The sequence below is a fragment of the Pseudomonas sp. P5_152 genome, assembly GCF_033989915.1.
Classification (GTDB): domain Bacteria; phylum Pseudomonadota; class Gammaproteobacteria; order Pseudomonadales; family Pseudomonadaceae; genus Aquipseudomonas.
Genome location: NZ_JASFAH010000002.1, coordinates 4,780,560 through 4,806,559, shown reverse-complemented (window position 1 = coordinate 4,806,559; position 26,000 = coordinate 4,780,560). Strand labels below are relative to the sequence as shown.

The 26,000-nt window shown below is 60.1% G+C and carries 24 protein-coding genes; 13 read left to right on the top strand and 11 right to left on the bottom strand.

Annotated features, from left to right (window positions below; all coding sequences use genetic code 11):
- Positions 1-159 precede the first annotated feature (159 nt).
- The 4 genes from QMK50_RS21805 to sdhC are packed head-to-tail and all read right to left on the bottom strand — an operon-like array spanning position 160 to position 3,388.
- Entirely contained in the window at positions 160-864 is a 705-nt protein-coding gene (locus QMK50_RS21805) for a succinate dehydrogenase iron-sulfur subunit (protein WP_046032887.1), read from the bottom strand.
- Positions 865-875: 11 nt separating this feature from the next.
- Entirely contained in the window at positions 876-2,648 is a 1,773-nt protein-coding gene (gene sdhA / locus QMK50_RS21800; RefSeq protein WP_095167533.1) for a succinate dehydrogenase flavoprotein subunit, read from the bottom strand.
- Positions 2,649-2,651: 3 nt separating this feature from the next.
- The gene (sdhD, locus tag QMK50_RS21795; protein ID WP_003446906.1) at positions 2,652-3,020 is read right to left on the bottom strand and encodes a succinate dehydrogenase, hydrophobic membrane anchor protein; all 369 of its coding nucleotides are present in this window, start codon (positions 3,018-3,020) and stop codon (positions 2,652-2,654) included.
- Complete coding sequence (gene sdhC / locus QMK50_RS21790) at positions 3,014-3,388, bottom strand: succinate dehydrogenase, cytochrome b556 subunit (RefSeq protein WP_095167532.1); 375 nt, start codon at positions 3,386-3,388, stop codon at positions 3,014-3,016. The genes sdhD and sdhC overlap by 7 nt, the downstream gene beginning before the upstream one ends.
- A 363-nt stretch (positions 3,389-3,751) precedes the next feature.
- Here sdhC and gltA point away from each other — a divergent pair, with 363 nt between their 5' ends.
- Entirely contained in the window at positions 3,752-5,041 is a 1,290-nt protein-coding gene (gltA, locus tag QMK50_RS21785; RefSeq protein ID WP_095167530.1) for a citrate synthase, read from the top strand.
- A 401-nt stretch (positions 5,042-5,442) separates the two neighbouring features.
- Here the strand turns inward: gltA and QMK50_RS21780 are convergent, their stop codons facing one another.
- The 3 genes from QMK50_RS21780 to QMK50_RS21770 all read right to left on the bottom strand — a co-directional run bounded on the left by QMK50_RS21780 (position 5,443) and on the right by QMK50_RS21770 (position 8,476).
- Positions 5,443-7,101, bottom strand: coding sequence for a cation acetate symporter (locus QMK50_RS21780; RefSeq protein ID WP_320333925.1), 1,659 nt, complete (start codon positions 7,099-7,101; stop codon positions 5,443-5,445).
- Entirely contained in the window at positions 7,098-7,409 is a 312-nt protein-coding gene (locus QMK50_RS21775; protein ID WP_095143815.1) for a DUF485 domain-containing protein, read from the bottom strand. The genes QMK50_RS21780 and QMK50_RS21775 overlap by 4 nt, the downstream gene beginning before the upstream one ends.
- Positions 7,410-7,627: 218 nt before the next feature.
- Positions 7,628-8,476: a glycine betaine ABC transporter substrate-binding protein gene (locus tag QMK50_RS21770; protein WP_095172027.1), complete on the bottom strand. Its 849-nt coding sequence runs from the start codon at positions 8,474-8,476 to the stop codon at positions 7,628-7,630.
- Between the two features lie 287 nt (positions 8,477-8,763).
- Between QMK50_RS21770 and QMK50_RS21765 the strand changes: the two genes are divergently transcribed.
- The gene (locus QMK50_RS21765; RefSeq protein ID WP_095172025.1) at positions 8,764-10,359 is read left to right on the top strand and encodes a glycosyl hydrolase family 17 protein; all 1,596 of its coding nucleotides are present in this window, start codon (positions 8,764-8,766) and stop codon (positions 10,357-10,359) included.
- 33 nt (positions 10,360-10,392) lie between these two features.
- Here the strand turns inward: QMK50_RS21765 and QMK50_RS21760 are convergent, their stop codons facing one another.
- Positions 10,393-10,761: a hypothetical protein gene (locus QMK50_RS21760; RefSeq protein WP_159994444.1), complete on the bottom strand. Its 369-nt coding sequence runs from the start codon at positions 10,759-10,761 to the stop codon at positions 10,393-10,395.
- Positions 10,762-10,984: 223 nt separating this feature from the next.
- Here QMK50_RS21760 and QMK50_RS21755 point away from each other — a divergent pair, with 223 nt between their 5' ends.
- Positions 10,985-12,283, top strand: coding sequence for a serine/threonine protein kinase (locus QMK50_RS21755; protein ID WP_095172021.1), 1,299 nt, complete (start codon positions 10,985-10,987; stop codon positions 12,281-12,283).
- Positions 12,276-13,064 (top strand): VacJ family lipoprotein, encoded by a 789-nt coding sequence (locus QMK50_RS21750; RefSeq protein WP_413787304.1) that lies wholly within the window; start codon positions 12,276-12,278, stop codon positions 13,062-13,064. The genes QMK50_RS21755 and QMK50_RS21750 overlap by 8 nt, the downstream gene beginning before the upstream one ends.
- A 68-nt stretch (positions 13,065-13,132) precedes the next feature.
- Here QMK50_RS21750 and QMK50_RS21745 read toward each other — a convergent pair whose 3' ends face one another.
- Complete coding sequence (locus QMK50_RS21745; RefSeq protein WP_320333924.1) at positions 13,133-14,047, bottom strand: DUF808 domain-containing protein; 915 nt, start codon at positions 14,045-14,047, stop codon at positions 13,133-13,135.
- Positions 14,048-14,180: 133 nt separating this feature from the next.
- Between QMK50_RS21745 and QMK50_RS21740 the strand changes: the two genes are divergently transcribed.
- Positions 14,181-14,786 (top strand): TetR/AcrR family transcriptional regulator, encoded by a 606-nt coding sequence (locus QMK50_RS21740; RefSeq protein WP_320333923.1) that lies wholly within the window; start codon positions 14,181-14,183, stop codon positions 14,784-14,786.
- A 127-nt stretch (positions 14,787-14,913) separates the two neighbouring features.
- On the opposite strand, the gene QMK50_RS21735 is transcribed toward QMK50_RS21740, so the two are convergent.
- Together QMK50_RS21735 and QMK50_RS21730 are read right to left on the bottom strand one after the other, a co-directional pair.
- Positions 14,914-15,372, bottom strand: a complete 459-nt coding sequence (locus QMK50_RS21735; RefSeq protein WP_166590871.1) for an REP-associated tyrosine transposase — start codon at positions 15,370-15,372, stop codon at positions 14,914-14,916.
- A gap of 279 nt (positions 15,373-15,651) precedes the next feature.
- Complete coding sequence (locus QMK50_RS21730) at positions 15,652-16,092, bottom strand: GlcG/HbpS family heme-binding protein (protein WP_095169937.1); 441 nt, start codon at positions 16,090-16,092, stop codon at positions 15,652-15,654.
- 268 nt (positions 16,093-16,360) lie between these two features.
- Between QMK50_RS21730 and gcl the strand changes: the two genes are divergently transcribed.
- From gcl to QMK50_RS21690, 8 genes are all read left to right on the top strand, one after another.
- Positions 16,361-18,136 carry a glyoxylate carboligase gene (gene gcl, locus QMK50_RS21725; protein ID WP_095169938.1) on the top strand — a complete coding sequence of 592 codons (1,776 nt, stop codon included), beginning with the start codon at positions 16,361-16,363 and terminating at the stop codon, positions 18,134-18,136.
- Between the two features lie 154 nt (positions 18,137-18,290).
- The gene (hyi, locus tag QMK50_RS21720) at positions 18,291-19,073 is read left to right on the top strand and encodes a hydroxypyruvate isomerase (protein ID WP_182343913.1); all 783 of its coding nucleotides are present in this window, start codon (positions 18,291-18,293) and stop codon (positions 19,071-19,073) included.
- Positions 19,074-19,183: 110 nt separating this feature from the next.
- On the top strand, positions 19,184-20,074 hold the full coding sequence (locus QMK50_RS21715) for a 2-hydroxy-3-oxopropionate reductase (protein WP_320333922.1): 891 nt from the start codon (positions 19,184-19,186) through the stop codon (positions 20,072-20,074).
- 173 nt (positions 20,075-20,247) lie between these two features.
- Entirely contained in the window at positions 20,248-21,528 is a 1,281-nt protein-coding gene (locus tag QMK50_RS21710) for a glycerate kinase (protein WP_095169941.1), read from the top strand.
- Positions 21,518-22,933, top strand: a complete 1,416-nt coding sequence (gene pyk / locus QMK50_RS21705) for a pyruvate kinase (protein ID WP_159994432.1) — start codon at positions 21,518-21,520, stop codon at positions 22,931-22,933. Before QMK50_RS21710 ends, pyk begins: the two co-directional genes overlap by 11 nt.
- Before the next feature lie 163 nt (positions 22,934-23,096).
- The gene (locus tag QMK50_RS21700; protein WP_159994430.1) at positions 23,097-24,011 is read left to right on the top strand and encodes an urea transporter; all 915 of its coding nucleotides are present in this window, start codon (positions 23,097-23,099) and stop codon (positions 24,009-24,011) included.
- Between the two features lie 21 nt (positions 24,012-24,032).
- Positions 24,033-24,857: an ion transporter gene (locus QMK50_RS21695; protein ID WP_095169944.1), complete on the top strand. Its 825-nt coding sequence runs from the start codon at positions 24,033-24,035 to the stop codon at positions 24,855-24,857.
- A 92-nt stretch (positions 24,858-24,949) separates the two neighbouring features.
- Positions 24,950-25,948 carry a sulfate ABC transporter substrate-binding protein gene (locus QMK50_RS21690; protein WP_095169945.1) on the top strand — a complete coding sequence of 333 codons (999 nt, stop codon included), beginning with the start codon at positions 24,950-24,952 and terminating at the stop codon, positions 25,946-25,948.
- Positions 25,949-26,000: the final 52 nt, after the last annotated feature.

Below are 26,000 nucleotides of genomic sequence, written 5' to 3'. Positions count from 1 at the left end.
ATAGTCCGGGTACCAGCCCGGATGCCCCTGCTTGTCTCATTTCTTCAAAATAAGAGCTGCAGCTTTATGGGCTACTGCTCTGGTTATAGCCAGGGCGCGGGTTGAAGCCCGCGCCTTGGCCTCTACGGGTACAGCGGTCCTGCATTTACTACTGCTGAATCACACGCCGCTTTGCAGAAGCATGTTACGAATGTGACCGATGGCCTTAGTCGGGTTCAGGCCTTTCGGACAAACGTTGACGCAGTTCATGATGCCGCGGCAGCGGAATACGCTGAACGGATCATCCAGTGAAGCCAGACGCTCGGACGTCTTGGTGTCGCGGCTGTCTGCCAGGAAGCGGTACGCTTGCAGCAGGGCAGCTGGACCCAGGAACTTGTCCGGGTTCCACCAGAAGGACGGGCACGAAGTCGAGCAGCAAGCGCACAGGATGCACTCGTACAGACCGTCGAGCTTTTCACGCTCTTCAGGGGACTGCAGACGCTCGATGGCCGGAGCCGGCGTATCGTTCTGCAGGTAAGGCTTAACCTTCTCGTATTGCTTGTAGAAGATGCTCATATCGACGACCAGGTCACGGATAACCGGCAAACCTGGCAGAGGACGAACGATCAACTTGTTACCTTTTACGACAGCGGACAGCGGCGTAACGCACGCCAGGCCGTTTTTGCCGTTGATGTTCATGCCGTCGGAACCGCAAACACCTTCACGGCAAGAGCGACGATAGGAGAAACCCTCGTCCTGCTCTTTGATCAGGGCCAGCACGTCCAGCACCATCAGATCTTTACCACCGGTATCGACCGAAAATTCCTGCATGAACGGCGCGGCGTCCTGATCAGGGTTGTAACGATAAACGCTGACTTTCAACATGGCGGCCACCCTTAATAAGTCCGAATCTTAGGTTCAAAAGTCGGAACAGTCTTCGGCGAGAAGTTCACAGCACGCTTGGTCACGCGCTTGTCACCCGGGAAGTAGAGGGTGTGGCACAGCCAGTTTTCGTCGTCACGGTCTTCGAAGTCTTCACGGGCGTGAGCACCGCGGGACTCTTTACGTACTTCGGCAGCGATGGCGGTGGCTTCAGCCACTTCCAGCAGGTTCTGCAGTTCCAGAGCTTCGATCCGCGCAGTGTTGAACGCCTGCGACTTGTCGTTGATCTTGACGTTGGCGATGCGCACGCGCAGGTCAGCCAGCTGGGCAATACCCTTCTGCATGTATTCGCCGGTACGGAACACACCGAAGTAGTTCTGCATGCAGCTTTGCAGCTCGCGACGCAGGGTTGCCACGTCTTCGCCATCAGTACGCTCGTTCAGAGCGGACAGGCGCGCCAGGGCAGTTTCGATGTTGGCGTCGGTGGCCTCATCGTATTCGATGCCGTCGGTCAGTGCTTTTTCCAGGTGCAGGCCAGCAGCGCGGCCGAATACCACCAGGTCGAGCAGCGAGTTGCCGCCCAGGCGGTTGGCACCGTGAACCGATACGCAAGCTACTTCACCTACAGCGAACAGACCTGGAATGATCTGATCCACGCCTTCGTCGTTCTGGGTGATCGCCTGGCCGTGAATGTTGGTCGGAACGCCGCCCATCATATAGTGGCAAGTCGGAACAACCGGAACCGGAGCAACAACCGGGTCAACGTGGGCAAACGTCTTCGACAGTTCGCAGATGCCTGGCAGACGGCTGTGCAGCACTTCCTCGCCCAGGTGGTCGAGTTTGAGCATTACGTGGTCGCCATTCGGACCGCAACCGTTGCCAGCGATGATTTCCTTGACCATCGAGCGAGCAACCACGTCACGACCGGCAAGGTCCTTGGCGTTCGGAGCATAACGCTCCATGAAACGCTCGCCGTGCTTGTTGATCAGGTAACCACCTTCACCACGGCAACCTTCGGTCACCAGTACACCGGCGCCGGCGATGCCGGTCGGGTGGAACTGCCACATTTCGATGTCTTGTACCGGAACACCAGCACGCAGAGCCATGCCAACGCCGTCACCGGTGTTGATCAGGGCGTTGGTGGTGGACGCGTAGATACGACCTGCACCGCCGGTAGCCAGAACGGTGGCCTTGGCACGGATGTAGGTGGTTTCGCCGGTTTCGATGCAGATAGCGATTACGCCGACGAACTCGCCTTGACCATTCTTTACCAGGTCAACAGCGTAGTACTCGTTCAGGAACACGGTACCGGCTTTCAGGTTGCCCTGATAAAGGGTGTGCAGCAGCGCGTGACCGGTACGGTCGGAAGCGGCGCACGTACGGGCAGCCTGCCCGCCTTTGCCGTAATCCTTGGACTGACCGCCGAATGGACGCTGGTAGATACGACCCTGTTCAGTACGGGAGAACGGCATACCCATGTGGTCCAGCTCGTAGACAGCGGCCGGGCCTTCCTGACACATGTATTCGATAGCGTCCTGGTCACCGATGTAGTCGGAACCCTTGACGGTATCGTACATGTGCCAGCGCCAGTCATCGTTCGGATCCGCAGAAGCGATGGCGCAGGTGATGCCACCCTGGGCCGATACAGTGTGCGAACGCGTCGGGAAAACCTTGGTGATCACGGCAGTCTTGTGACCGCCTTGTGCCAGTTGCAGCGCTGCGCGCATGCCAGCACCGCCGCCACCAATGATGATGGCGTCGAAAGAAATCGTTGGAATGTTAGCCATGAATCAGATACCCCAGAGAATCTGCACACCCCAGACGAAGTAAGCGAACATCGCAACGCCGCATACTGCCTGGAAAAGGAAACGTACTGCAGTCGCGGACTTGCCCAGCGCCATTGGCGTCAGGTAGTCGGTCGCGATGGTCCACATGCCGACCCAGGCGTGAGCGCCCAGGGCCACCAGGGCCAACAGACTGAAGATACGCATCCAGTTGCTTGCGAACAGCTCGTGCCATTGGGCGTAGCCAATGCCAGGGTTCGCGACGAGGTACCCGATCAGGAAAATGAAATAAGCCGCGAGAACGACCGCAGACACACGTTGTGCCATCCAGTCATAGAGGCCCGAACGCGAAAGGTTCGTAACGCTGGTTACCATATCCAAACTCCTGCCAGAACGATCAACACCACGGAAACGGCGATGATAATTTTCGAGCCCAGGCGGCCGCCTTCCAGCGTCTCACCGATGCCCATATCCATGATCAAGTGGCGCACACCGGCTACCAGGTGATACAGCAGAGCGGACAGGAGGCCCCATGCTACGAACTTGGCCAGCGGGCTGGTCAAGCATGCCTTCACCTCGGCGAAACCTTCCTCGGAACCCAGGGATTTGCCCAATGCATACAGCATGAAGCCAAGGCCCAGGAAGAGGATGATGCCGGAAACACGGTGAAGAAACGACGTAACGCCGGTGATGGGGAGTTTGATGGTCCTTAGGTCTAGGTTTACAGGTCGTTGGCTATTCACGGCTTTTTTTTCACACTGAAGAGCCCCTAACAATCAGGGCAAAGTTGTTGGGGAGTGCACTGGTCAGGTAACCACCACCCAGGGATGCGACCCCCATCAAAACAGGCCCAAAAGCCCTTGGCGGTCGGCTGCCGAGTATAGACAGTTAGGTTACTAATGACAACGCAAACACCTTCCCCTAATAGCTGATTGCGCAAGCAGGATAAAAGGCGTAAATGGCAGGCAATTTCGAGGAAAAAGTGTGGTTAAAGCCTTCTGGGGCAAGACTTTAGGCAAATTGACATTCGAATTTATCTCACTATAGTGGTGCGGGCCCTGCGTGGGGGGTCTGTCTGATGATTTCAAGCATAAATAGGAGGCCACATGGCTGACAAAAAAGCGCAGTTGATCATCGAGGGCGCAGCCCCCGTCGAGCTGCCCATTTTAACCGGCACCGTTGGTCCCGATGTTATCGACGTCCGGGGCTTGACCGCCACGGGCCGCTTCACCTTTGACCCGGGTTTCATGTCGACCGCTTCTTGCGAGTCGAAGATTACCTATATTGACGGCGATAACGGCATCCTGCTGCACCGCGGCTACCCGATCGAACAACTGGCTGAAAAGTCGGACTACCTGGAAACCTGCTACCTGCTGCTCAACGGCGAACTGCCGACCGCAGAGCAAAAGGCCCAGTTCGTCGGCACCGTGAAGAACCACACCATGGTTCACGAGCAGCTGAAGACCTTCTTCAACGGCTTCCGTCGCGACGCCCACCCGATGGCGGTCATGTGCGGCGTAGTCGGCGCTCTTTCGGCCTTCTACCACGACTCCCTGGACATCAATAACCCGCAGCATCGCGAAATCTCCGCGATCCGCCTGGTTGCCAAGATGCCAACCCTGGCAGCGATGGTTTACAAGTACTCCATGGGCCAACCCATGATGTACCCGCGCAACGACCTGTCGTACGCGGAAAACTTCCTGCACATGATGTTCAACACCCCGTGCGAGATCAAACCGATCAGCCCGGTACTCGCCAAGGCCATGGACCGGATCTTCATCCTCCACGCCGACCACGAGCAGAACGCATCGACTTCCACCGTCCGCCTGGCAGGCTCCTCGGGTGCCAACCCGTTTGCCTGTATCGCTGCCGGCATCGCCGCACTCTGGGGCCCGGCTCACGGCGGCGCCAACGAAGCGGTACTGACCATGCTTGACGAAATTGGCGATGTCTCGAACATCGACAAGTTCATCGCCAAGGCCAAGGACAAGAACGATCCGTTCAAACTGATGGGCTTCGGTCACCGCGTTTACAAGAACCGCGATCCTCGCGCGACTGTAATGAAGCAGACCTGCGACGAAGTACTGAAGGAACTGGGGATCAACAACGATCCGCAACTCGAACTGGCCATGCGCCTGGAAGAGATCGCCCTGACCGACCCGTACTTCATCGAACGCTCGCTGTACCCGAACGTCGACTTCTACTCGGGGATCATCCTCAAGGCGATCGGCATTCCAACCAGCATGTTCACCGTGATCTTCGCCCTGGCACGTACTGTCGGCTGGATCTCGCACTGGAAAGAAATGCTCTCCAGCCCGTACAAGATTGGCCGCCCGCGCCAGTTGTACACCGGCTACGAGTCGCGTGACATTACCAAGCTGGAAGACCGCAAATAAGACCTGTCTTGCGATAGTGTCTTAAGTTGCACCGGGAACGGCCTCTATTTATATAGAGGCCGTTTTTGTTTGTGCACTTCCCGAGCTTTTTTGGTCGTGCCTCGCTAATGCTCGGCATGCCCTCGATGTGGCAAGAAAATCAAAAACCAAAGCGATGCGGCCTTAAAGCCGACCTGATTGCAGATCTGTCCGCGATCCAATTGTGGGAGCGAGCCTGCTCGCGATGAAAGTCCAGACAATGCGTTCATCCAGACAGCCAACGTTATCGTTGACGTCCATCGCGAGCAGGCCGCAAGCGGGCACTCGCTCCTAAAGGGGTACGAGTGCACCCACAAAAAATGCCCCGATCTTTCGACCGGGGCATTTCGTATAACGCAGCTTATGTGTAGTTCACTGAAGCCTTAGTGCGAAACCGCCCCACTCGCCCCCAGCCCAGTCTGCGACCGCACAAATTGCGGGAAGAACAGCGCCCGCTCATTGTCCGCAGCCGCCGACTTATCAGTGATCGAGAAGAACCAGATCCCGACAAACGCAATAATCATCGAGAACAACGCCGGGTACTCGTAAGGGAAGATCGCCTTCTCGTGATGCAGGATCTGCACCCAGATGGTCGGCCCAAGCACCATCAAGCCAACGGCACTGATCAGACCCAACCAGCCACCAATCATCGCCCCACGAGTCGTCAGCTTCTTCCAGTACATGGAAAGCAGCAGCACCGGGAAGTTACAGCTGGCCGCAATGGAGAAGGCCAGGCCCACCATGAACGCAATGTTCTGGCTTTCGAACAGAATACCCAGGCCAATCGCCAGCACCGCCAAAGCGATAGTGGTGATCTTCGAAACACGAATCTCATCCTTCTCGTTGGCCTTGCCCTTCTTGATCACACTGGCATACAGGTCATGGGACACCGCCGAAGCACCGGCCAGGGTCAGACCCGCCACAACCGCCAGAATGGTCGCGAACGCCACTGCCGAGATGAAGCCCAGGAAGATGCTACCGCCAACCGCGTTGGCCAAATGCACCGCCGCCATGTTGTTGCCGCCCAACAGCGCGCCAGCAGCGTCTTTGAAGGCCGGGTTGGTGCTCACCAGCAAGATCGCGCCGAAGCCGATGATGAAGGTCAGGATGTAGAAGTAACCAATGAAGCCAGTCGCGTACAGCACGCTCTTACGCGCTTCTTTTGCGTCGCTCACTGTGAAGAAACGCATCAGGATGTGCGGCAGGCCAGCAGTACCGAACATCAGAGCCAGACCCAGCGAGAACGCCGAAATCGGATCTTTCACCAGGCCGCCCGGGCTCATGATCGCTTCACCTTTAGGGTGAACCTTGATCGCCTCGGAGAACAGCATGTTGAAGTCGAAGTTGACGTGTTTCATCACCATCAGCGCCATAAATGAGGCACCGGACAGCAGTAGCACCGCCTTGATGATCTGCACCCAGGTAGTCGCCAGCATGCCGCCGAACAGCACGTACATACACATCAGCACACCGACCAGGATCACCGCAACGTGGTAGTCCAGGCCGAACAGCAACTGGATCAGCTTACCGGCACCGACCATCTGTGCGATCAGGTAGAACGCCACCACCACCAGCGAACCGCAGGCAGACAGGGTGCGGATCTGGGTTTGCCCAAGGCGGTAGGACGCCACGTCGGCAAACGTGTACTTACCCAGGTTACGCAGACGCTCGGCGATCAGGAACAGAATGATCGGCCAGCCCACCAGGAAGCCGATCGAATAGATCAGGCCGTCGTAGCCGGAGGTGAACACCAGCGCGGAAATCCCCAGGAAGGACGCTGCCGACATGTAGTCGCCGGCAATCGCCAGGCCGTTCTGAAAACCGGTGATCTTGCCGCCCGCCGCATAGTAGTCGGCCGCCGAGTTGTTTTTCTTCGAGGCCCAGTAGGTGATGCACAACGTAGCGCCGACAAAGGCCACGAACATCAGGATTGCGGGAATGTTCAGCGGCTGTTTGGCCACCTCACCGGTCAGGGCGTCAGCCGCCCAGGCACCCGGCGCGAACGCTGCAATGCTCAATAGAGCCAATAGACGCCGGATCATTGCTTGGCCTCCTTCAGAATTGCATTGTTCAGATCGTCGAACTCGCCGTTGGCGCGTCGCACGTAGATACCGGTCAGGATGAAGGCCGACACAATCAGCCCCACACCAATCGGAATGCCCCAGGTGATCGACGACTCAGGGCTGATTTTTGCCCCCAGTACGTGCGGCCCGTAAGCGATCAGAAGAATGAATCCGGAGTACAGCCCAAGCATGATCGCCGAGAGAATCCAGGCGAACTTTTCTCGTTTGCGAACCAGCTCCTTGAAGCGCGGGCTGTTTTGAATCGAGAGGTAAATGCTGTCGTTCATTGTTTTTATCCTCGCAGCACAGATTTTAGTTGGAACGTTATCCACTCTATGCGGCTCAAGGAGAGGTTCCAGACGACCTTAGTCTTAGAACCAGATGTCGCTTTCGCCAATTTGCCCCGCAGATAAAAACCACTGCTTTAGCGCCAGAAACACAAAGGCCCGCTTGGCAAAAATGCCAAACGGGCCTGGAAGATGCTGACTAGACGCGTCGAATCAAATCACTTGATCCACTCGGCGACGCGCTCAGGGTGTTTCGCGACCCAGTCCTTGGCCGCTGCGTCAGGCTTGGCACCATCCTGAATCGCCAACATTACTTCACCAATTTCGTCCTTCGAAGCCCATTGGAAGTTGTGCAGGAACTTGGCCACTTCCGGCGCCTTGGCTTCCAGGCCTTTGCTGCCGATGCTGTTGACGGTTTCCGCCGCGCCATACACGCCTTTTGGATCTTCAAGGAAACGCAGTTTCCACTTGGCGAACATCCAGTGCGGCACCCAGCCGGTCACGGCAATCGAGTCTTTCTTGTCTTCGGCGCGAGTCAGCTCGGCAATCATTGCGGCGCCGGAACTGGCTTGCAGTTTGTAATCGAGGCCGTAGTCCTTGATGGCCTGGTCGGTCTTGAGCATTACCCCTGAACCGGCATCGATGCCCACGATCTTGTTCTTGAAGGTAGTGTCGGTCTTGAGGTCGGCAATCGAGACAGCCTTGACGTACTCCGGCACGATCAGGCCGATTTTCGCGTCCTTGAAGTTGGGGCCGTAGTCGACCACCTTGTCCTTGTTCTTGGCCCAGTACTCACCATGGGTCACTGGCAACCAGGCCGAGAGCATGGCATCGAGCTTGCCGGTGGCCACACCCTGCCACATGATCCCGGTCGCCACGGCCTGCAGTTTCACGTCGTAGCCCAGCTTCTGCTTGATCACTTCCGCCGCCACATGGGTGGTCGCCACGCTGTCGGACCAACCGTCGACATAGCCGATGCTCAGGGTTTTGCTGTCGGCTGTCGCCAGAGTAGAGCCCATCGCCAATGCCAGAACGGCACCGGCGCCTAAGAGTCGTCGCATCTTCATCGTTACTTCCCCGAAAGTGCTGCGCCCGACGGATGCCGAGCGGCGTCAACGTATTGTTATGGTGCACTGCGCCCCCATCACGCTTCACCGCAAACTCGTTCGAACATCAGCGGAGTACTGATGCTTCGATCATCAACCTCGCGCCCAAGGGGACCTGCTCTGTCAGCGACCTCAAGGCAGCGAGAAACGACATCAGAAAGCCAGTAACGACAGCCATCGGTAAAACCCCGGCCGATCCCGCCCGAACCTTGCATGGCAAAACCACCTAACGCCCAGACCGCCGGTAAATGCAGGTAAGATGCGCGGCTTTGCTCCCAGACGGTCTGACCATGCCCGCCACCGCGCGTTTTCCTTTTTTAGCTTATGCATTTGCCTGCCTGCTCGGCCTGTTTGCCCTTGGCGGCTACTGGTACGGCCTTGGCCAACCGGTGCTGCTGCCGGACGTTGCCAGCGCCACGCACAAACTGCAGTGCGCCTCCTATACCCCCTTCGACAAGGACCAGTCGCCGTTCGACCAGCCGTTCAACCTGCGCCCCGAGCGCATGGACGCCGACCTGGCCCTGCTGGCAACCCGCTTCGAATGCATCCGTACCTACTCGGTGACCGGCCTGGAAGCACTGCCGGCACTGGCGCGCAAACATGGCCTGAAGCTAATGATCGGCGCCTGGGTCAACAGCAACCCGGTGGACACCGCCAAGGAAATCGAGCTGCTGATTGCCGAGGCCAATGCCAACCCGGACGTGGTTTCGGCGGTGATCGTCGGTAACGAAGCGCTGCTGCGCAAGGAAATCACCGGCCCGCAACTGGCCAAGCTGATCAAGCACGTCAAGCAGAACGTCAAGCAACCGGTGACCTACGCCGACGTCTGGGAATTCTGGCTCCAGCACCCGCAGATCGCCCCCGAAGTGGATTTTCTGACTATCCACTTGCTGCCGTACTGGGAAGATGACCCTTCCAATATCGATGCCGCCTTGCAGCATGTTGCCCAAGTGCGCCAGGTGTTCGGCAACCGCTTCGCGCCCAAGGACGTGATGATCGGCGAAACCGGCTGGCCCAGCGAAGGTCGCCAGCGTGAGACTGCCCTGCCCAGCCGCGTCAACGAAGCGCGCTTCATCCGCGGTTTTGTCGCCATGGCCGAGCAGCAAGGCTGGCACTACAACCTGATCGAAGCCTTCGACCAGCCGTGGAAACGTGGCAGCGAAGGCGCGGTGGGCGGCTATTGGGGTCTGTTCGATGCTGATCGCCAGGACAAGAATGTCCTCGCAGGCCCAGTCAGCAACCTGCCACTCTGGCCACAATGGCTGGCGGTGGGCGGGCTGATCTTCCTCGCCACGCTGTTGCTCGGTGGTCGCGTACGCAGCACCCGTGCAGCCTTGGTGCTGCCGCTGCTGGGCGCCGTGGCGGCCTGTTCTATCGGTACCTGGGGGGAACTGGCGCGAGTCACCAGCCGCTCGCTCGATGAATGGCTGTGGGCCGGTCTGCTGGTCGCGCTGAACCTGCTGGTCCTGGCCCACGCGGCGCTGAGCCTGAGCACCCGCACCGGTTGGCGCGAGCGCGCGTTTGAGGCACTGCAACGACGTGCTGGCTGGTTGCTGGCTGCTACCGGCTTTGCGGGCGCGGTAATGATGCTGGGGCTGGTGTTCGAACCCCGCTATCGCAGCTTCCCCAGCGCCGCCTTGCTGTTGCCGGCACTGGTCTACCTGATTCGCCCGGTGAGCGCACCGCGCCGCGAAATCGCCTTGCTGGCGTTCATCATCGGTGCTGGCATCGCCCCACAGCTGTACCGTGAAGGCCTGCTCAACCAGCAGGCCTGGGGCTGGGCGCTGGTCAGCGGCTTGCTGGTGGCTGCACTGTGGCGCAGCCTGCGGGTACGCCGCGGTTGATTTTCAGCAGTCCTGTGCCCGCGATTCGATTAGTCAGGCGCCACGCGGCGCCCTGACCAACCGCAACCCCGCAATCACCACCGCAAACACCGCCAGGCCGGTGTTGTACAAGGCCAATGCGGGAAAGCCCAGTACCAGCGCCAACACCGCCAGCCACCAGCCAGCACGACCCGGCAGCACAAACCCCAGCACCGCCGCCGCCAATGCGCCCCAGCCCATGACCTTGAAGTGAATCAGCAGCCCCAGGTTTGCGCGTAACTGGCATTGCCAGCGATTCGCCTCGTCGACACAAATCCCCACCCACTGGGCATCTTCCATAAAGCCATAACGCGCGCCATAACTGGCGGCCAGCCACAACGGCAGGACGATGAGCAGCAAAATCACGGGAAAACGGCTGGACATGAAGTACTCCGATAGGCAAAAACGGCGCCCAGCTTAATCCCCCCGCGAAACGGCGCAAGGAAGATCAACAGAAATCTGGTCATCAATTACTGGCAAAGTGTATCGTCCAGCTACTATTACCCACCATAAGGCCTGTTTGGTGCCGATCCATGGCACTTTGGCGCATAACCTGTGGTCATAGCCTGCGAACTTCATTAGGCACCTTCCTCTAAGGGATTTAGTCATGCTCCGTTCCTTGCGCTTCGCTGCCGTTTTCGGCGGCCTTATCCTGAGTGCGTCCGCACTGGCGGCAGATATCGATGCCGCCAGTTATGGCTACCCGCTTACCAACCCGTTTGAAGCGACTATTGCCACGACACCTCCGGACCTTAGGCCAGAGCTGCCCCTGGACGAAGACATCAACCAATCGGATCACAGCCTGACCCTGCGCCCGGAACGCCAGTTCGAACTGCCGGACAACTTCTGGGCCGTGAAGAAACTCACCTATCGCATGGCCACCCAGGATCACGCGGCACCGCTGATCTTCCTGATCGCCGGCACCGGCGCCCGCTACGACAGCAGCCTCAACGAATACCTCAAGCGCCTGTACTACAAGGCCGGCTACCACGTCGTCCAACTGTCCTCGCCCACCAGCTTCGACTTCATCAGCGCAGCGTCGCGCTTCGCCACCCCGGGCGTAACCAAGGAAGATGCCGAAGACCTGTACCGCGTGATGCAAGCGGTACGCGCGCAGAACCCGAAACTACCGGTGACCGACTATTACCTCACCGGCTACAGCCTCGGCGCCCTGGACGCGGCATTTGTTGCTCACCTGGACGAAACCCGACGCAGCTTCAACTTCAAGAAAGTCCTGCTGCTCAATCCGCCGGTCAACCTCTACACCTCCGTCACCAACCTGGACAAGTTGGTGCAAACCGAGGTCAAGGGCATCAACACCAGCACCACCTTCTATGAACTGGTGCTCAACAAGTTGACCCGCTACTTCCAGCAAAAAGGCTACATCGACCTCAACGACGCCCTGCTCTACGACTTCCAGCAATCCAAGCAGCACCTGACCAACGAACAGATGGCCATGCTGATCGGCACCTCGTTCCGCTTCTCCGCGGCCGACATCGCCTACACCTCGGACCTGGTCAACCGTCGCGGCCTGATCACTCCGCCCAAGTACCCGATCACCGAAGGCACCAGCCTCACGCCGTTCCTCAAGCGTGCACTGCAATGCGACTTCGACTGCTACCTCACCGAGCAGGTGATCCCGATGTGGCGCGCCCGCACCGACGGTGGCAGCCTGCTGCAACTGATCGACCAGGTCAGCCTCTACGCGCTCAAGGATTACCTGCAAGCCAGCCCGAAAATCGCCGTCATGCACAACGCCGACGACGTGATCCTTGGCCCTGGCGACCTCGGCTTCCTGCGCAAGACTTTTGGTGACCGCCTGACGGTCTACCCTCACGGCGGCCATTGCGGCAACCTCAACTACCGCGTCAACGCCGACGCCATGCTGGAGTTTTTCCGTGGCTAAACCTCTCCTGCTTCTCGCCGCGTTACTGTGCGCAGGCTATGCCAATGCCGACAACAGCAAGGCCAACGAACCCACAGTGGTCGATGCGGATGGCTTTACCGAGCCACTGACCAAACTCAAGTTCAACCCGGGGCTGGACCAGCGCGAATTCGAGCGCTCGACCCTCAGTGCGCTGAACGTCTATGACCCGCTGGAGTCGTGGAACCGTCGGGTCTACCACTTCAACTACCGCTTCGATCAGTGGGTATTCCTGCCCGTGGTCGACGGCTACCGCTACATCACCCCAAGCTTCCTGCGCACCGGCGTCAGCAACTTCTTCAACAACCTGGGCGACGTGCCCAACCTGGTGAACAGCCTGCTGCAACTCAAGGGCCAGCGCTCGCTGGAAACCACCGGCCGCCTGCTGCTCAACACCACCATCGGCATCGCCGGGCTGTGGGACCCGGCGACCGCCATGGGCCTGCCGCGCCAGAGCGAAGACTTCGGCCAGACCCTGGGCTTCTACGGCGTTCCGGGTGGCGCCTACTTCATGCTGCCGATCCTCGGCCCTTCCAACCTGCGCGACACCGGCGGGCTGGTGGTGGACTACAGCGCAGAGTCGGCGATCAACTTCCTCAACGTGGCTGAAGTCAGCTCCAACCACCCGGAAGTCTGGATCCTGCGCGGCGTCGACAAACGCTACCAGACCAACTTCCGCTACGGTCAGATGAACTCGCCGTTCGAGTACGAGAAGGTCCGCTACGTGTACACCGAAGCACGCAAGCTGCAGATCGCCGAGTAACGTTTGCGGTGATAAAAAAGGCCATTCGATGCAGATCGAATGGCCTTTTTGATTTTCCAGCCACAGCATCAGCTTTTGACAGATTTCCAAATCTTGCTCACCACCATCACCCCCGCCAACACCACCGCCCCCGCGACAATCCCGGCCACCGCATTGAGCAGGCTCGGCACGATCCACGACCAGCCGCCGACGCTCTGGCTCACGCCTTCGATCCAGTGATGCACGACCGGTACGCCGTGGGTCAGGATCCCGCCACCGACCAGGAACATCGCCGCAGTGCCGATCACCGACAGGCTTTTCATCATGTATGGCGCGGCCCGAAGAATCGTGCCGCCGATGCCCTTGGCAATTTGCGAAGGCTTCTGGGTCAGCCACAGGCCCAGGTCGTCGAGCTTGACGATACCCGCCACCAGGCCGTAGACGCCGATGGTCATGACCAGGGCAATGCCCGACAGCACGATCACCTGCTGGGTCAGCGGCGCATCCGCCACGGTGCCCAGAGTAATGGCGATGATCTCCGCCGAGAGAATGAAGTCGGTACGCACTGCGCCCTTGATTTTGTCCTTCTCGAACGCCACCAGGTCGACCGCCGGGTCCGCGACCGCCTCGACCAACTGCGCATGCTCGGCCTGATCCTGCGCCGGGCTGTGGAGAAACTTGTGCGCCAGCTTTTCAAAACCCTCGAAACACAGGTAGGCGCCGCCGAGCATCAACAGCGGCGTCACCAGCCAGGGCACGAACGCACTGATGGCCAGCGCCGAGGGCACCAGGATCAACTTGTTGATGAACGAGCCCTTGGCCACCGCCCAGACCACCGGGATTTCCCGCTCGGCCCGCACGCCGCTGACCTGCTGGGCATTGAGCGCCAGGTCGTCGCCAAGCACGCCCGCAGTCTTTTTCGCGGCCATCTTGGTCATCAGCGCGACGTCATCGAGCACGGCGGCGATATCGTCGATCAGCAACAACAAACTACTTCCTGCCATGGCTCATGGTTTCCTTCGGGAATGGATGTTGCGCAGCATAGCCTGCCATCGGGCTGATGGGCATTCTTGAGCGCTGCGCAAGGCCGGTGCTACCATGCGCGACCGCCAGTATCGGCAAGGAACACCTTGGTTTATGAGTACTATCCGCGAGCGCAACAAAGAACTGATCCTGCGTGCCGCCAGTGAAGAGTTTGCCGACAAAGGCTTCGCTGCGACCAAAACCAGTGACATCGCGGCCAAGGCGGGTTTGCCCAAGCCCAACGTCTATTACTACTTCAAGTCCAAGGAAAACCTCTACCGCGAGGTTCTGGAAAGCATCATCGAGCCGATCCTGCAGGCCTCGACGCCGTTCAACGCCGATGGCGTACCCAGCGAGGTGCTCAGCGGCTACATCCGCTCCAAGATCCGCATCTCCCGCGACCTGCCGTTTGCCTCCAAGGTGTTTGCCAGCGAGATCATGCACGGCGCACCGCACCTGAGCACCGATCTGGTCGAACAGCTCAACGGCCAGGCCAAGCACAATATCGAGTGCATCCAGACCTGGATCGACCGAGGCCAGATCGCCCCGATCGACCCCAACCACCTGATGTTCAGCATTTGGGCGGCAACCCAGACCTACGCCGACTTCGACTGGCAGATCTCCGCCGTCACCGGCAAGGCCAAGCTCGACGAAGAAGACTACGAAGCCGCCGCGCAGACCATCATCCGCCTGGTGCTCAAGGGCTGCGAGCCGGACTGATAGACCGCTGCGCGGCCTTCGCTGGCAAGCCAGCTCCCACAGGTTTCCCTGTAGAATTCAAATTCTGTGAGCCACACATATCCCTGTGGGAGCGGGCTTGCCCGCGATGGCGGCAACTGGGAGTGGATCAGACCCAAATCGCATCCCACAAAGGATAGTCGCCAAGACGCTTTACAAGCCCAGCGCGCAACGGGTTGGCAACGACATACCGCGCCATCTTCACCAGATCCTCATCTCGCCTCAGTGCTCGATCGTGATAGCCCTGCTGCCAGAGTGGCCCGTGCCTGGCCGTGGAAAGGTTCACCTCCCGCGTAGTCAGTGATTTGGTTTGCCGCATCAGACTACTGAGTGAGCATTTCTCCAATTCCACCAACCAGTGGAAATGGTCAGGCATGACAACCCAAGCCAATGAGTTTGCCAATCCCAGGCTTTGCGCCTTCCGAAATTGATGCACTACCAATCTGCCCAAAGCGTAATCGGCGAAAACCGGTTCTCGGCCAAGCGTATTGGTGGTCAGTAAATAGATTCGATTGGGTTCGGCATAGCGACCCGTGCGTAGACGATGTGAAGCAGGTGAATCAGGCATTCCTTTGCCACTCTCATGATGAGGTCATGAGAAGGCTAGCCCCGGAAGCGCTGGATGATCATGCGGACCTTTAGCTGGATGTGTCCCGTCGATAGCCATCGCGGGCAAGCCCGCTCCCACAGGGTCTGATGGTGTACATAAAATATGTGAGCACCTTCGACCATTGTGGGAGCAGGCTCACTCCTACAGGAGATTCTGGCATTCAGACAATCTTGTGTCCGACCACAAACCCTGTGGGAGCGGGCTTGCCCGCGATAGCGATCGATCAGCCGCCGCAGATCAAGCCGCTACCCCCGCATCCGCCCGCAACCCCAGCGCCTCGATCGCATTGATCGCGCACTGCTCGTCGATATCCGACAGATCCCCGCTGATGCCCACGGCTCCCAGCACATTGCCCTGCTGATCACGAATCAGCACCCCGCCCGGCGCCGGCACCACACTGCCCTGCCCCAGGCTATTAAGCGCGGCGATGAAGGCGGGGCGTTGCTGGGCGTCCAGTGCCAACAGGCGCGAGCCCTTGCCCAGCGCGATCGCGCCCCAGGCCTTGCCGATGGCGATCTGCGGGCGCAGCAGGCTGGCGCCGTCCTCACGCTGCAGGGTGATCAGATGCCCACCGGCATCCAGTACTGCGATGGTCAAGGGTGCTGCCGTAATGGCACGTCCCGCGGCAATGGCCTGACTGGCCAGGTTGACTGCGACTTTCAAGGTTAGAGCGCTCATGGTGCCGTCCTCATATTGTTTTTCACGAAGCCGTGGGACGCGGGTGGGTGCCCCAGTCCGATGCAACAAATAGAACACAATGAAGTATTTTTTTGTATACAATAATTTTCGAAAAGCGCCTCATGCGACGAAACGCCACAGTGTTTATGGGCTTTTGCCGAATGAAACAAGCGCTTGAGAAAATGGATTGACCTGCGCCATCCGCCGTGAATACACTCTGCGCAAAGCCACTTGTATACAATTACAAAACGTAAAGAGGCACAAAACCATGAGCAAAATGAGAGCAATCGAAGCCGCCGTTCTGGTGATGCGCCGTGAAGGGGTTGATACCGCTTTTGGCATCCCGGGAGCCGCAATCAACCCGCTGTACTCCGCCTTGCAAAAGGTCGGCGGCATCGATCACGTCCTCGCTCGCCACGTTGAAGGCGCCTCGCACATGGCCGAGGGCTACACCCGCACCAAGGCCGGCAACATCGGCGTGTGCATCGGCACCTCCGGCCCTGCCGGTACCGACATGGTCACCGGGCTCTACAGCGCCTCGGCCGACTCGATCCCGATCCTGTGCATCACCGGGCAAGCACCCCGCGCCCGCATGCACAAGGAAGACTTCCAGGCTGTCGACATCACCACCATCGTCAAGCCGGTGACCAAGTGGTCGACCACCGTCATGGAACCGGGCCAGGTGCCTTACGCGTTCCAGAAGGCCTTTTATGAAATGCGCTCCGGCCGTCCAGGCCCAGTGCTGATCGACCTGCCGTTCGACGTGCAGATGGCCGAGATCGAATTCGACATCGATGCCTACCAACCGCTGCCATTGGCCAAGCCGAGCGCGACCCGCGTGCAGGTGGAAAAAGCCCTGGCCATGCTCGATCAAGCCGAGCGTCCATTGTTGGTGGCCGGTGGTGGCATCATCAATGCCGACGCCAGCGAGCTGCTGGTGGAGTTCGCCGAGCTGACCGGTATTCCAGTCATTCCGACCCTGATGGGCTGGGGCACGATCCCCGATGATCACCCGTTGATGGTCGGCATGGTTGGCCTGCAGACGTCGCACCGCTACGGCAACGCCACCCTGCTCAAGTCCGACGTGGTGCTGGGCGTCGGTAACCGTTGGGCCAACCGCCACACCGGTTCGGTCGACGTGTACACCGAAGGTCGCAAGTTCATTCACGTCGACATCGAACCGACCCAGATCGGCCGTGTGTTCACCCCGGACCTGGGCATCGTCTCCGACGCCGCCGCCGCGCTGACCGTGTTCATCGAGGTTGCTCGTGAGTGGCACGCAGCCGGCAAACTGAAAAACCGCAGCGCCTGGCTGCAGGACTGCCAGCAGCGCAAGGCCAGCCTGCACCGCAAGACTCACTTCGACAACGTGCCGGTCAAGCCACAGCGCGTCTACGAAGAGATGAACCAGGTGTTCGGCAAAGACACCTGCTACGTCAGCACCATTGGCCTGTCGCAGATTGCCGGCGCGCAGTTCCTGCACGTCTACAAGCCGCGCCACTGGATCAACTGCGGCCAGGCCGGCCCACTGGGCTGGACCATTCCGGCGGCGCTGGGGGTGGTCAAGGCTGACCCGAGCCGCAAGGTTGTGGCACTCTCGGGCGACTACGACTTCCAGTTCATGATCGAAGAACTGGCGGTGGGCGCGCAGTTCAAACTGCCGTACATCCACGTCGTGGTGAACAACTCGTACCTGGGCCTGATCCGTCAGGCGCAGCGCGGTTTCGACATGGACTACTGCGTGCAGCTGTCCTTCGACAACCTCAACGCACCGGAGCTCAACGGCTACGGCGTAGACCACGTCGCGGTTGCCGAAGGCCTGGGTTGCAAGGCCCTGCGGGTCTTCGAACCCGCCGAAATCGCCCCTGCCCTGCGCAAGGCGCAAGCGCTGATCGAGGAGTTCAAAGTGCCGGTGATCGTCGAGATTATCCTGGAACGCGTGACCAACATTTCCATGGGCACCGAGATCAACGCCGTCAACGAATTCGAAGACCTGGCGCTGGTCGGCAACGACGCGCCGACCGCGATTTCGATGCTCGATTAATTTGTAGGATCGTTCTCGCATCCTGTGGGAGCGAGCTCGCTCGCGATTGCGGACTGCCATTCAGTATCCATGTCGACTGACACACCGCTATCGCGAGCAAGCTCGCTCCCACAGGGATCCGGGAACGCTCACCAGAGATTTACAGGAGTCCACCATGCCGCGTTTTGCAGCCAACCTGTCCATGCTGTTCACTGAACAGGATTTTCTTGCCCGCTTCGAAGCGGCCGCCAAGGCCGGTTTCAGTGGCGTCGAATACCTGTTCCCGTACGACTTCAGCTCCGCCGAAATCAAGGCCCAGCTGGAAGCCCACGGCCTGACCCAAGTGCTGTTCAACCTGCCGGCCGGTGACTGGGCCAAGGGTGAACGCGGGATCGCCTGCCACCCCGATCGCGTGGAAGAGTTCCGCGCCGGTGTCGACCTGGCCATCGCCTACGCCAAAGTGCTGGGCAACACCCAGGTCAACTGCCTGGCCGGCATTCGCCCACAAGGCGTCGACGATGCCACGGTGCAAGCAACCTTCGTCGCCAACCTCAAGTTCGCCGCCGACAAGCTGCAAGCAGCCGGCCTCAAGCTGGTGATGGAAGCCATCAACACCCGTGACATCCCGGGTTTCTACCTGAACAACACCGCGCAGGCGTTGTCGATTCGCGAACAAGTGGGCAGTGCCAACCTGTTCCTGCAATACGACATCTATCACATGCAAATCATGGAGGGCGACCTGGCCCGCACCATGGCAGCGCACCTGGGCGAGATCAACCACATCCAGCTGGCCGACAACCCGGGCCGCAACGAGCCGGGCACCGGTGAGATCAACTACCGCTTCCTGTTCGAACACCTGGACCGCATCGGCTACCAGGGTTGGGTTGGCTGTGAATACAAGCCGCTGACCACCACTGAAGCAGGCCTGGGTTGGCTGAAAACCCACAACGCAATCTAACGCTGCTCCCCATGTAGGAGCGAGGCCGCTATCGCGAGCAAGCTCGCTCCTACCTAGAGCAGCAGTTACCCATTTGTTTGCAGCAGCAATAAAAACAAGAGGATTTTCTCATGGCTAAAATCGGATTTATCGGCACCGGCATCATGGGCCACCCAATGGCGGCAAACCTGCAGAAAGCCGGGCACAGCCTGTTCCTTTCGCAACACCACGACGCCGCCCCTGCCGATCTGATCGCTGCTGGCGCCGTCGCCCTGGCGAACCCGAAAGAAGTCGCCCAGGAAGCCGAATTCATCATCGTCATGGTCCCCGATACCCCTCAGGTCGAGGACGTGCTGTTCCGTGCCGATGGCATTGCAGCCGGTGTTGGCAAAGGCAAAGTAGTGATCGACATGAGCTCGATCTCGCCCACCGCGACCAAAGCCTTCGCTGCACGAATCAATGAAAAAGGCGCGCAGTACCTCGACGCCCCGGTGTCCGGCGGTGAAGTGGGTGCCAAGGCTGCGACCCTGAGCATCATGGTCGGTGGCGATGCCGATGCCTTCGAACGCGCCCTCGCGCTGTTCCAGGCCATGGGCAAGAACATCACCCTGGTCGGCGGCAATGGCGACGGTCAAACCGCCAAGGTAGCGAACCAGATCATCGTGGCGCTGAACATCCAGGCAGTGGCCGAGGCCCTGCTGTTCGCCTCGAAGAACGGCGCCGACCCAGCCAAGGTTCGCGAAGCACTGATGGGTGGCTTTGCCTCCTCGAAGATCCTTGAGGTCCACGGCGATCGCATGATCAAGGGCACCTTCGATCCAGGCTTCCGCATCAGCCTGCACCAGAAGGACCTGAACCTGGCCCTGCAAGGCGCCAAGGAACTGAACATCAACCTGCCCAACACCGCCAATACCCAGCAAGTGTTCAGCACCTGCGCGGCCATCGGTGGCAGCAACTGGGACCACTCGGCGCTGATCAAGGGCCTGGAGCACATGGCGAATTTCTCGATTCGCGATAAATAAGCCTTTGGTGCCACCCGCTCTCCCTGTGGGAGCGGGCTTGCCCGCGATGGAATCGCCGCGGTGTACCTGATAAACCGCGTCGCCTGAATCGCAGGCAAGCCAGCTCCCACCAGGGCCCGAGTTGCCCACACGTGTTCGCTCTATCCCAATAACAAGAATTCCGGGAGCCCGCCATGTCGGTCGATCCGCAACAATTCCTGCGCGACCTGTTCGCCACCGCCATCGACGCGGCCCATCCGCAACAGGTCCTCGAAGCTCATCTACCCAAAGACCGCAGCGGTCGAGTCATCGTCATCGGTGCCGGCAAAGCCGCGGCCGCCATGGCCCAAGTGGTCGAGCGCTGCTGGCAGGGTGAAGTGTCCGGGCTGGTCGTCACCCGCTACGGTCACGGCGCGCCCTGCGAAAAAATCGAAGTGGTCGAAGCCGCCCACCCGGTGCCCGATGCCGCCGGCCTGGCCGTGGCCAAGCGTGTACTCGAACTGGTCAGCAACCTGAATGAAGACGACCGGGTGATCTTCCTGCTCTCCGGCGGCGGCTCGGCCTTGCTGGCATTGCCCGCAGCCGGCATCACCCTCGCCGACAAGCAGGCCATCAACAAGGCCCTGCTCAAGTGCGGCGCGACCATTGGCGAGATGAACTGCGTGCGCAAGCACCTTTCCGCCATCAAGGGTGGCCGCCTGGGCAAAGCCTGCTGGCCGGCCACGGTGTACACCTATGCCATTTCCGATGTCCCGGGCGACCTCGCCACCGTGATCGCCTCCGGCCCGACCGTGGCCGACCCGAGCACCTCCGGCCAGGCCCTGGACATTCTCAAGCGTTACGCCATTGAGGTTCCGGCTTCGGTGCGCAGCTGGTTGCAAAGCCCCGAATCGGAAACGGTAAAACCCGGTGATCCGAGCCTGGCCCGCAGCCATTTCCAACTGATCGCCCGCCCCCAGCAATCCCTTGAAGCCGCGGCAGTGAAAGCCCGCCAGGCCGGTTTCAGCCCACTGATCCTCGGGGACCTGGAAGGCGAGTCCCGCGAGGTGGCAAAGGTCCACGCCGGCATCGCCCGCCAAGTAGTGCTGCACGGCCAGCCGCTGGCCGCACCCTGCGTGATCCTGTCCGGCGGCGAAACTACCGTGACCGTGCGCGGCAATGGCCGTGGCGGGCGCAACGCCGAATTCCTGCTGAGCCTGACCGACAGCCTCAAGGGCCTGCCAGGCGTCTACGCACTGGCCGGTGATACCGACGGCATCGACGGCTCCGAAGACAACGCCGGCGCCCTGATGACCCCGGACAGCTACGCCCGCGCCGCCGCCCTGGGCCTGAGCGCCAGCGCCGAGCTGGACAACAACAATGGCTACGGTTACTTCGCCGCGCTCGACGCCCTGATCGTCACCGAGCCGACGCGCACCAACGTCAATGACTTCCGCGCCATCCTGATCCTCGAGAACCCAAAACATGACGCCTGACAAAAAGGTCAAAATCCTCGCCACCCTGGGGCCTGCCACCGACGGCATCGAAGACATCCGCGAACTGGTACTGGCTGGGGTCAACATCTTTCGCCTGAACTTCAGCCATGGCGATCATGCCGACCACGCCCAGCGCTACCAGTGGATCCGCGAAGTCGAGCGCCAGCTCAATTACCCACTGGGGATCCTGATGGACCTGCAAGGTCCGAAACTGCGGGTCGGCAAGTTCGCCGAAGGCAAGGTGCAACTGGTGCGAGGCCAGGCCCTGCGCCTGGATCTCGATCCGACGCCGGGCGATGCCCGCCGGGTCAACCTGCCCCACCCGGAAATCATCGCGGCGCTGGAGCCGGGCATGGACCTGCTGCTGGACGACGGCAAACTGCGCCTGCGGGTGGTCAGTAAATACGCCGACGCCATCGACACCACGGTGCTCAACGGCGGCGAGCTGTCGGATCGCAAAGGCGTCAACGTGCCGCAAGCGGTGCTCGACCTCAGCCCGCTGACCGCCAAGGACCGTCGTGACCTGAGCTTCGGCCTGGAACTGGGGGTGGACTGGGTGGCCCTGTCCTTTGTCCAGCGTCCCGAGGACATCCGCGAGGCCCGTGCCCTGATCGGCGACAAGGCGTTCCTGATGGCGAAAATCGAGAAGCCTTCGGCAGTCGAGCAACTGCGCGAAATCGCCGAGCTGAGTGACGCGATCATGGTCGCCCGCGGCGACCTGGGAGTGGAAGTGCCGGCCGAAAGCGTGCCGCAGATCCAGAAAGACATCATCAGTACCTGCCGCCAGTTGGGCAAGCCGGTGGTGGTGGCGACCCAGATGCTCGAGTCCATGCGCTTCTCCCCGGCACCGACCCGCGCCGAAGTCACCGATGTCGCGACCGCCGTGGCCGAAGGCACCGACGCGGTAATGCTGTCGGCCGAAACCGCCTCCGGCGAATACCCGCTCGAAGCCGTGCAGATGATGAGCAAGATCATCCGTCAGGTCGAAAGCGGCCCGGACTATCAGGCGCAACTCGACGTCAGCCGACCGAAAGCCGAAGCCACCACCTCGGACGCCATCAGCTGCGCCATCCGCCGCATCAGCAACATCCTGCCGGTGGCGGTGCTGGTGAACTACAGCGAGTCGGGCAGCTCGAGCTTGCGCGCGGCGCGGGAGCGGCCGGCTGTGCCGATCCTCAACCTGACCCCGAACCTGTCGACTGCACGGCGCCTGAGCGTGGCCTGGGGCGTGCACTCGGTGGTCAACGACCGCTTGCGCCAAGTCGACGAGGTCTGCTCCACCGCGCTGGAAATCGCCCAGGCCCAAGGCATGGCCCAGCGCGGCGATACCTTGTTGATCACCGCCGGTGTGCCTTTCGGCCAGCCGGGATCGACTAACTCGTTGCGTATCGAGACATTGATCTAGAGCGCCCATACCGGCCCCATCGCCAGCAGGCTGGCTCCCACATTGGTTTTGGGTCGATCTCAGAATCAAGACTGAACCAAGATTCAGTGTGGGAGCCAGCCTGCTGGCGATCAGCCGGGGTCACGCTCGACCAATTCGCTCCCTTTGACCTTGCAGAACTGCCATGCCTGCCAACCACTTCAACAGCCACTGCCCCGACTGGGCGACTGCGCTGCTCAACGGCTTCAGCCAGATCTTCCTCCAGCGCAATCCGCTGTGCGGCCTGCTGTGCCTCTGCGCCATCCTGTTTACCGCGCCGGCCTTGCTGGGCGGTGCGTTACTGGGCGGGGTCGCGGGACTGCTCACCGCGCAACGCCGCAACTATGCCAAGGCCGATCGCCAGGCCGGGCTTTTCAGTTACAACGGGGTCTTGCTCGGCTTGCTGCTGAGCCTGTATTTCCCCTGGTCGGCGCTGCTGCCACCACTGATCCTGGCCGCCGGCGGCCTGAGCGCAATGATCACGCAACAGTGGCTCAAACGCGTGCGGGTCAGCCAATACCTGCCGGCCTACACCACACCCTTCGTCGTGCTGAGCTGGCTGCTGCTGTGTTTCGCCACGCCCCCGACAACCGCGCACTTGATCGAAGTCAACTCGCTGAACATGCTCGCAGCCCCCTTCAAAGGAATCGGCCAGGTGATGTTCCTCGGGCATCCGCTGGCCGGTGCGCTGATTGCCGGCGGATTGCTGATCGCCGACCGCCGCGCCTTCTGCTGGGCATTGCTGGCCTCTGTCGCGGGCATGGGCTGGAGCATGCTGCATCACGACTTCTACAGCGCATTGCTCGGCCTCGGTGGCTACAACGCCGTGCTCGCCGCCCTCGCCCTCAGTTCGCAACGCCAGCAACCGTGGTTGCCGCTGCTCGGCATAACCTTGGCCTTGTTGCTGACACCGCTGTTTGCCGCCATCGGCCTGCCCACGCTGACCGCGCCGTTCATTGTTGCCTGCTGGCTGCTGCGCAGCGCCGTGCAAATGTTCGCGAAGACCGCTGTCGCCCATACGCCTTGCACTCTGGAGGAGAATCAACCTAGGCTGCGCTGATCATTGATTCAGGCGTTTTCCATGGACAGCAGCAAAAACTGGCGCGAAGAACTTCACGTCATCGTGTTCCAGAGCGACACCCAGGCCGGACGGCGCTTCGACGGCATCCTGCTGTTGATCATCCTCGCCAGCCTGGTGATCGTGATGCTCGACAGCATCGACAGCATCCACCGCGACTATGCCAACGTGCTGGCCTACATCGAGTGGGGCTTCACCTTGATCTTCGCCATCGAGTACGGCTTGCGCCTGTACTGCTCGCCCAAGCCGTTGCGCTATGCGTTCAGCTTCTATGGACTGGTCGACCTGCTGGCGATCGTGCCGGGGATACTCGCCCTGTACTACAGCGACGCCCAGTACCTGCTGATTATCCGCATCATCCGTATGCTGCGGATCTTCCGCGTACTCAAGCTCAGCCCCTACCTCAAGCAAGCCAACTACCTGATGGCGGCGCTGCGCGGCAGCAAGCAGAAGATCGTGGTGTTCCTGGTCAGCGTGTGCACCCTGGTGACGGTGTTCGGCACCCTCATGTACGTGATCGAAGGCCCGCAGAACGGCTTCACCAGCATCCCCAAGGGCATCTACTGGGCGATCGTCACCCTGACCACCGTGGGCTTCGGCGATATCGTGCCCAAGACACCCCTGGGCCAGGTGATCTCATCGCTGGTAATGATCACTGGTTACTCGATCATTGCCGTGCCGACGGGCATCTTTACCGCAGAACTGGCCAACGCCATGCGCGGCGAGCAACTGCAACACGACTGCCCGGTGTGCAAGAAAAACAGCCATGAGCACGGCGCAGCGTTCTGCTCACGTTGCGGTAATGCGCTATTTAAGAAAATCGAATAAGCAAAGTACTTTTTAATCTTTAAAGAGCTATAGAGCCCCGGCTATAGTCGACGGCAAAATGCCTTCACTCTCTCGAACAAAAGGAATGTGCAGTGAAAAAGATCTTTGGCGCCTCACTCCTGGCCGCTGGCCTGACCCTCGCTAGCGTGGCTCAAGCCGCACCAACCCTGCTTAACGTTTCCTACGACGTGATGCGCGATTTCTACAAGGACTACAACACTGCCTTCCAGAAACACTGGCAAGCCGAGCACAACGAAACCATCACCCTGCAGATGTCTTTCGGCGGCTCCAGCAAACAGGCACGTTCGGTGATCGACGGCCTGCCGGCTGACGTCATTACCATGAACATGGCCACCGATATCAATGCCCTGGCCGACAACGGCAAACTGGTCCCGGAAAACTGGGTTACCCGCCTGCCGAACAACAGCGCACCGTTTACCTCGGCCACCGTATTCATCGTCCGCAAGGGCAACCCCAAGGCCCTGAAAGACTGGCCCGACCTGCTCAAGGACGGCGTGCAGGTGATTGTGCCCAACCCGAAAACCTCGGGTAACGGCCGCTACACCTACCTGTCTGCCTGGGGCTACGTGCTGAAAAACGGCGGCGATGAGAACAAGGCCAAGGACTTCGTCGGCAAACTGTTCAAACAAGCCCCAGTCCTCGACACCGGCGGCCGTGCGGCCACCACCACTTTCATGACCAACCAGATCGGTGACGTGCTGGTGACCTTCGAGAACGAAGCGGAAATGATTGCCCGCGAGTTCGGTCGCGACCAGTTCGAAGTGATCTACCCAAGCGTCTCCGCCGAAGCCGAGCCACCGGTCAGCGTGGTCGACAAAGTCGTCGACAGGAAAGGCAGCCGTGCCGCTGCCGAGGAATACCTGAAGTACCTGTGGTCCCCAGAAGGTCAGGAAATTGCGGCCGCCAACTACCTGCGCCCACGTGACCCGGCGGTGCTGGCCAAGTACACCGACCGTTTCCCGAAAGTCGACTTCCTGTCGGTAGAAAAAACCTTTGGTGACTGGCGCACCGTGCAGAAGACCCACTTCAACGACGGTGGGATTTTCGACAAGATCTACAGCGGCCAATAAGCTGCACTGAAACGAAAAAAGGCGACCTGCGGGTCGCCTTTTTTTGTCGATG

Bases quoted from the DNA above. Each gene is read 5' to 3' on its own strand.
- QMK50_RS21730 (WP_095169937.1), bottom strand. From the start codon at position 16,092: ATGAGCGCTCTAACCTTGAAAGTCGCAGTCAACCTGGCCAGTCAGGCC.
- QMK50_RS21770 (WP_095172027.1), bottom strand. From the start codon at position 8,476: ATGAAGATGCGACGACTCTTAGGCGCCGGTGCCGTTCTGGCATTGGCG.
- QMK50_RS21755 (WP_095172021.1), top strand. From the start codon at position 10,985: ATGCTCCGTTCCTTGCGCTTCGCTGCCGTTTTCGGCGGCCTTATCCTG.
- QMK50_RS21735 (WP_166590871.1), bottom strand. From the start codon at position 15,372: ATGCCTGATTCACCTGCTTCACATCGTCTACGCACGGGTCGCTATGCC.
- QMK50_RS21700 (WP_159994430.1), top strand. From the start codon at position 23,097: ATGCCTGCCAACCACTTCAACAGCCACTGCCCCGACTGGGCGACTGCG.
- gcl (WP_095169938.1), top strand. From the start codon at position 16,361: ATGAGCAAAATGAGAGCAATCGAAGCCGCCGTTCTGGTGATGCGCCGT.
- QMK50_RS21805 (WP_046032887.1), bottom strand. From the start codon at position 864: ATGTTGAAAGTCAGCGTTTATCGTTACAACCCTGATCAGGACGCCGCG.
- QMK50_RS21780 (WP_320333925.1), bottom strand. From the start codon at position 7,101: ATGATCCGGCGTCTATTGGCTCTATTGAGCATTGCAGCGTTCGCGCCG.
- QMK50_RS21765 (WP_095172025.1), top strand. From the start codon at position 8,764: ATGCAGGTAAGATGCGCGGCTTTGCTCCCAGACGGTCTGACCATGCCC.
- QMK50_RS21775 (WP_095143815.1), bottom strand. From the start codon at position 7,409: ATGAACGACAGCATTTACCTCTCGATTCAAAACAGCCCGCGCTTCAAG.
- hyi (WP_182343913.1), top strand. From the start codon at position 18,291: ATGCCGCGTTTTGCAGCCAACCTGTCCATGCTGTTCACTGAACAGGAT.
- pyk (WP_159994432.1), top strand. From the start codon at position 21,518: ATGACGCCTGACAAAAAGGTCAAAATCCTCGCCACCCTGGGGCCTGCC.
- sdhD (WP_003446906.1), bottom strand. From the start codon at position 3,020: ATGGTAACCAGCGTTACGAACCTTTCGCGTTCGGGCCTCTATGACTGG.
- QMK50_RS21740 (WP_320333923.1), top strand. From the start codon at position 14,181: ATGAGTACTATCCGCGAGCGCAACAAAGAACTGATCCTGCGTGCCGCC.
- sdhA (WP_095167533.1), bottom strand. From the start codon at position 2,648: ATGGCTAACATTCCAACGATTTCTTTCGACGCCATCATCATTGGTGGC.
- QMK50_RS21745 (WP_320333924.1), bottom strand. From the start codon at position 14,047: ATGGCAGGAAGTAGTTTGTTGTTGCTGATCGACGATATCGCCGCCGTG.
- QMK50_RS21715 (WP_320333922.1), top strand. From the start codon at position 19,184: ATGGCTAAAATCGGATTTATCGGCACCGGCATCATGGGCCACCCAATG.
- QMK50_RS21710 (WP_095169941.1), top strand. From the start codon at position 20,248: ATGTCGGTCGATCCGCAACAATTCCTGCGCGACCTGTTCGCCACCGCC.
- QMK50_RS21760 (WP_159994444.1), bottom strand. From the start codon at position 10,761: ATGTCCAGCCGTTTTCCCGTGATTTTGCTGCTCATCGTCCTGCCGTTG.
- gltA (WP_095167530.1), top strand. From the start codon at position 3,752: ATGGCTGACAAAAAAGCGCAGTTGATCATCGAGGGCGCAGCCCCCGTC.
- QMK50_RS21695 (WP_095169944.1), top strand. From the start codon at position 24,033: ATGGACAGCAGCAAAAACTGGCGCGAAGAACTTCACGTCATCGTGTTC.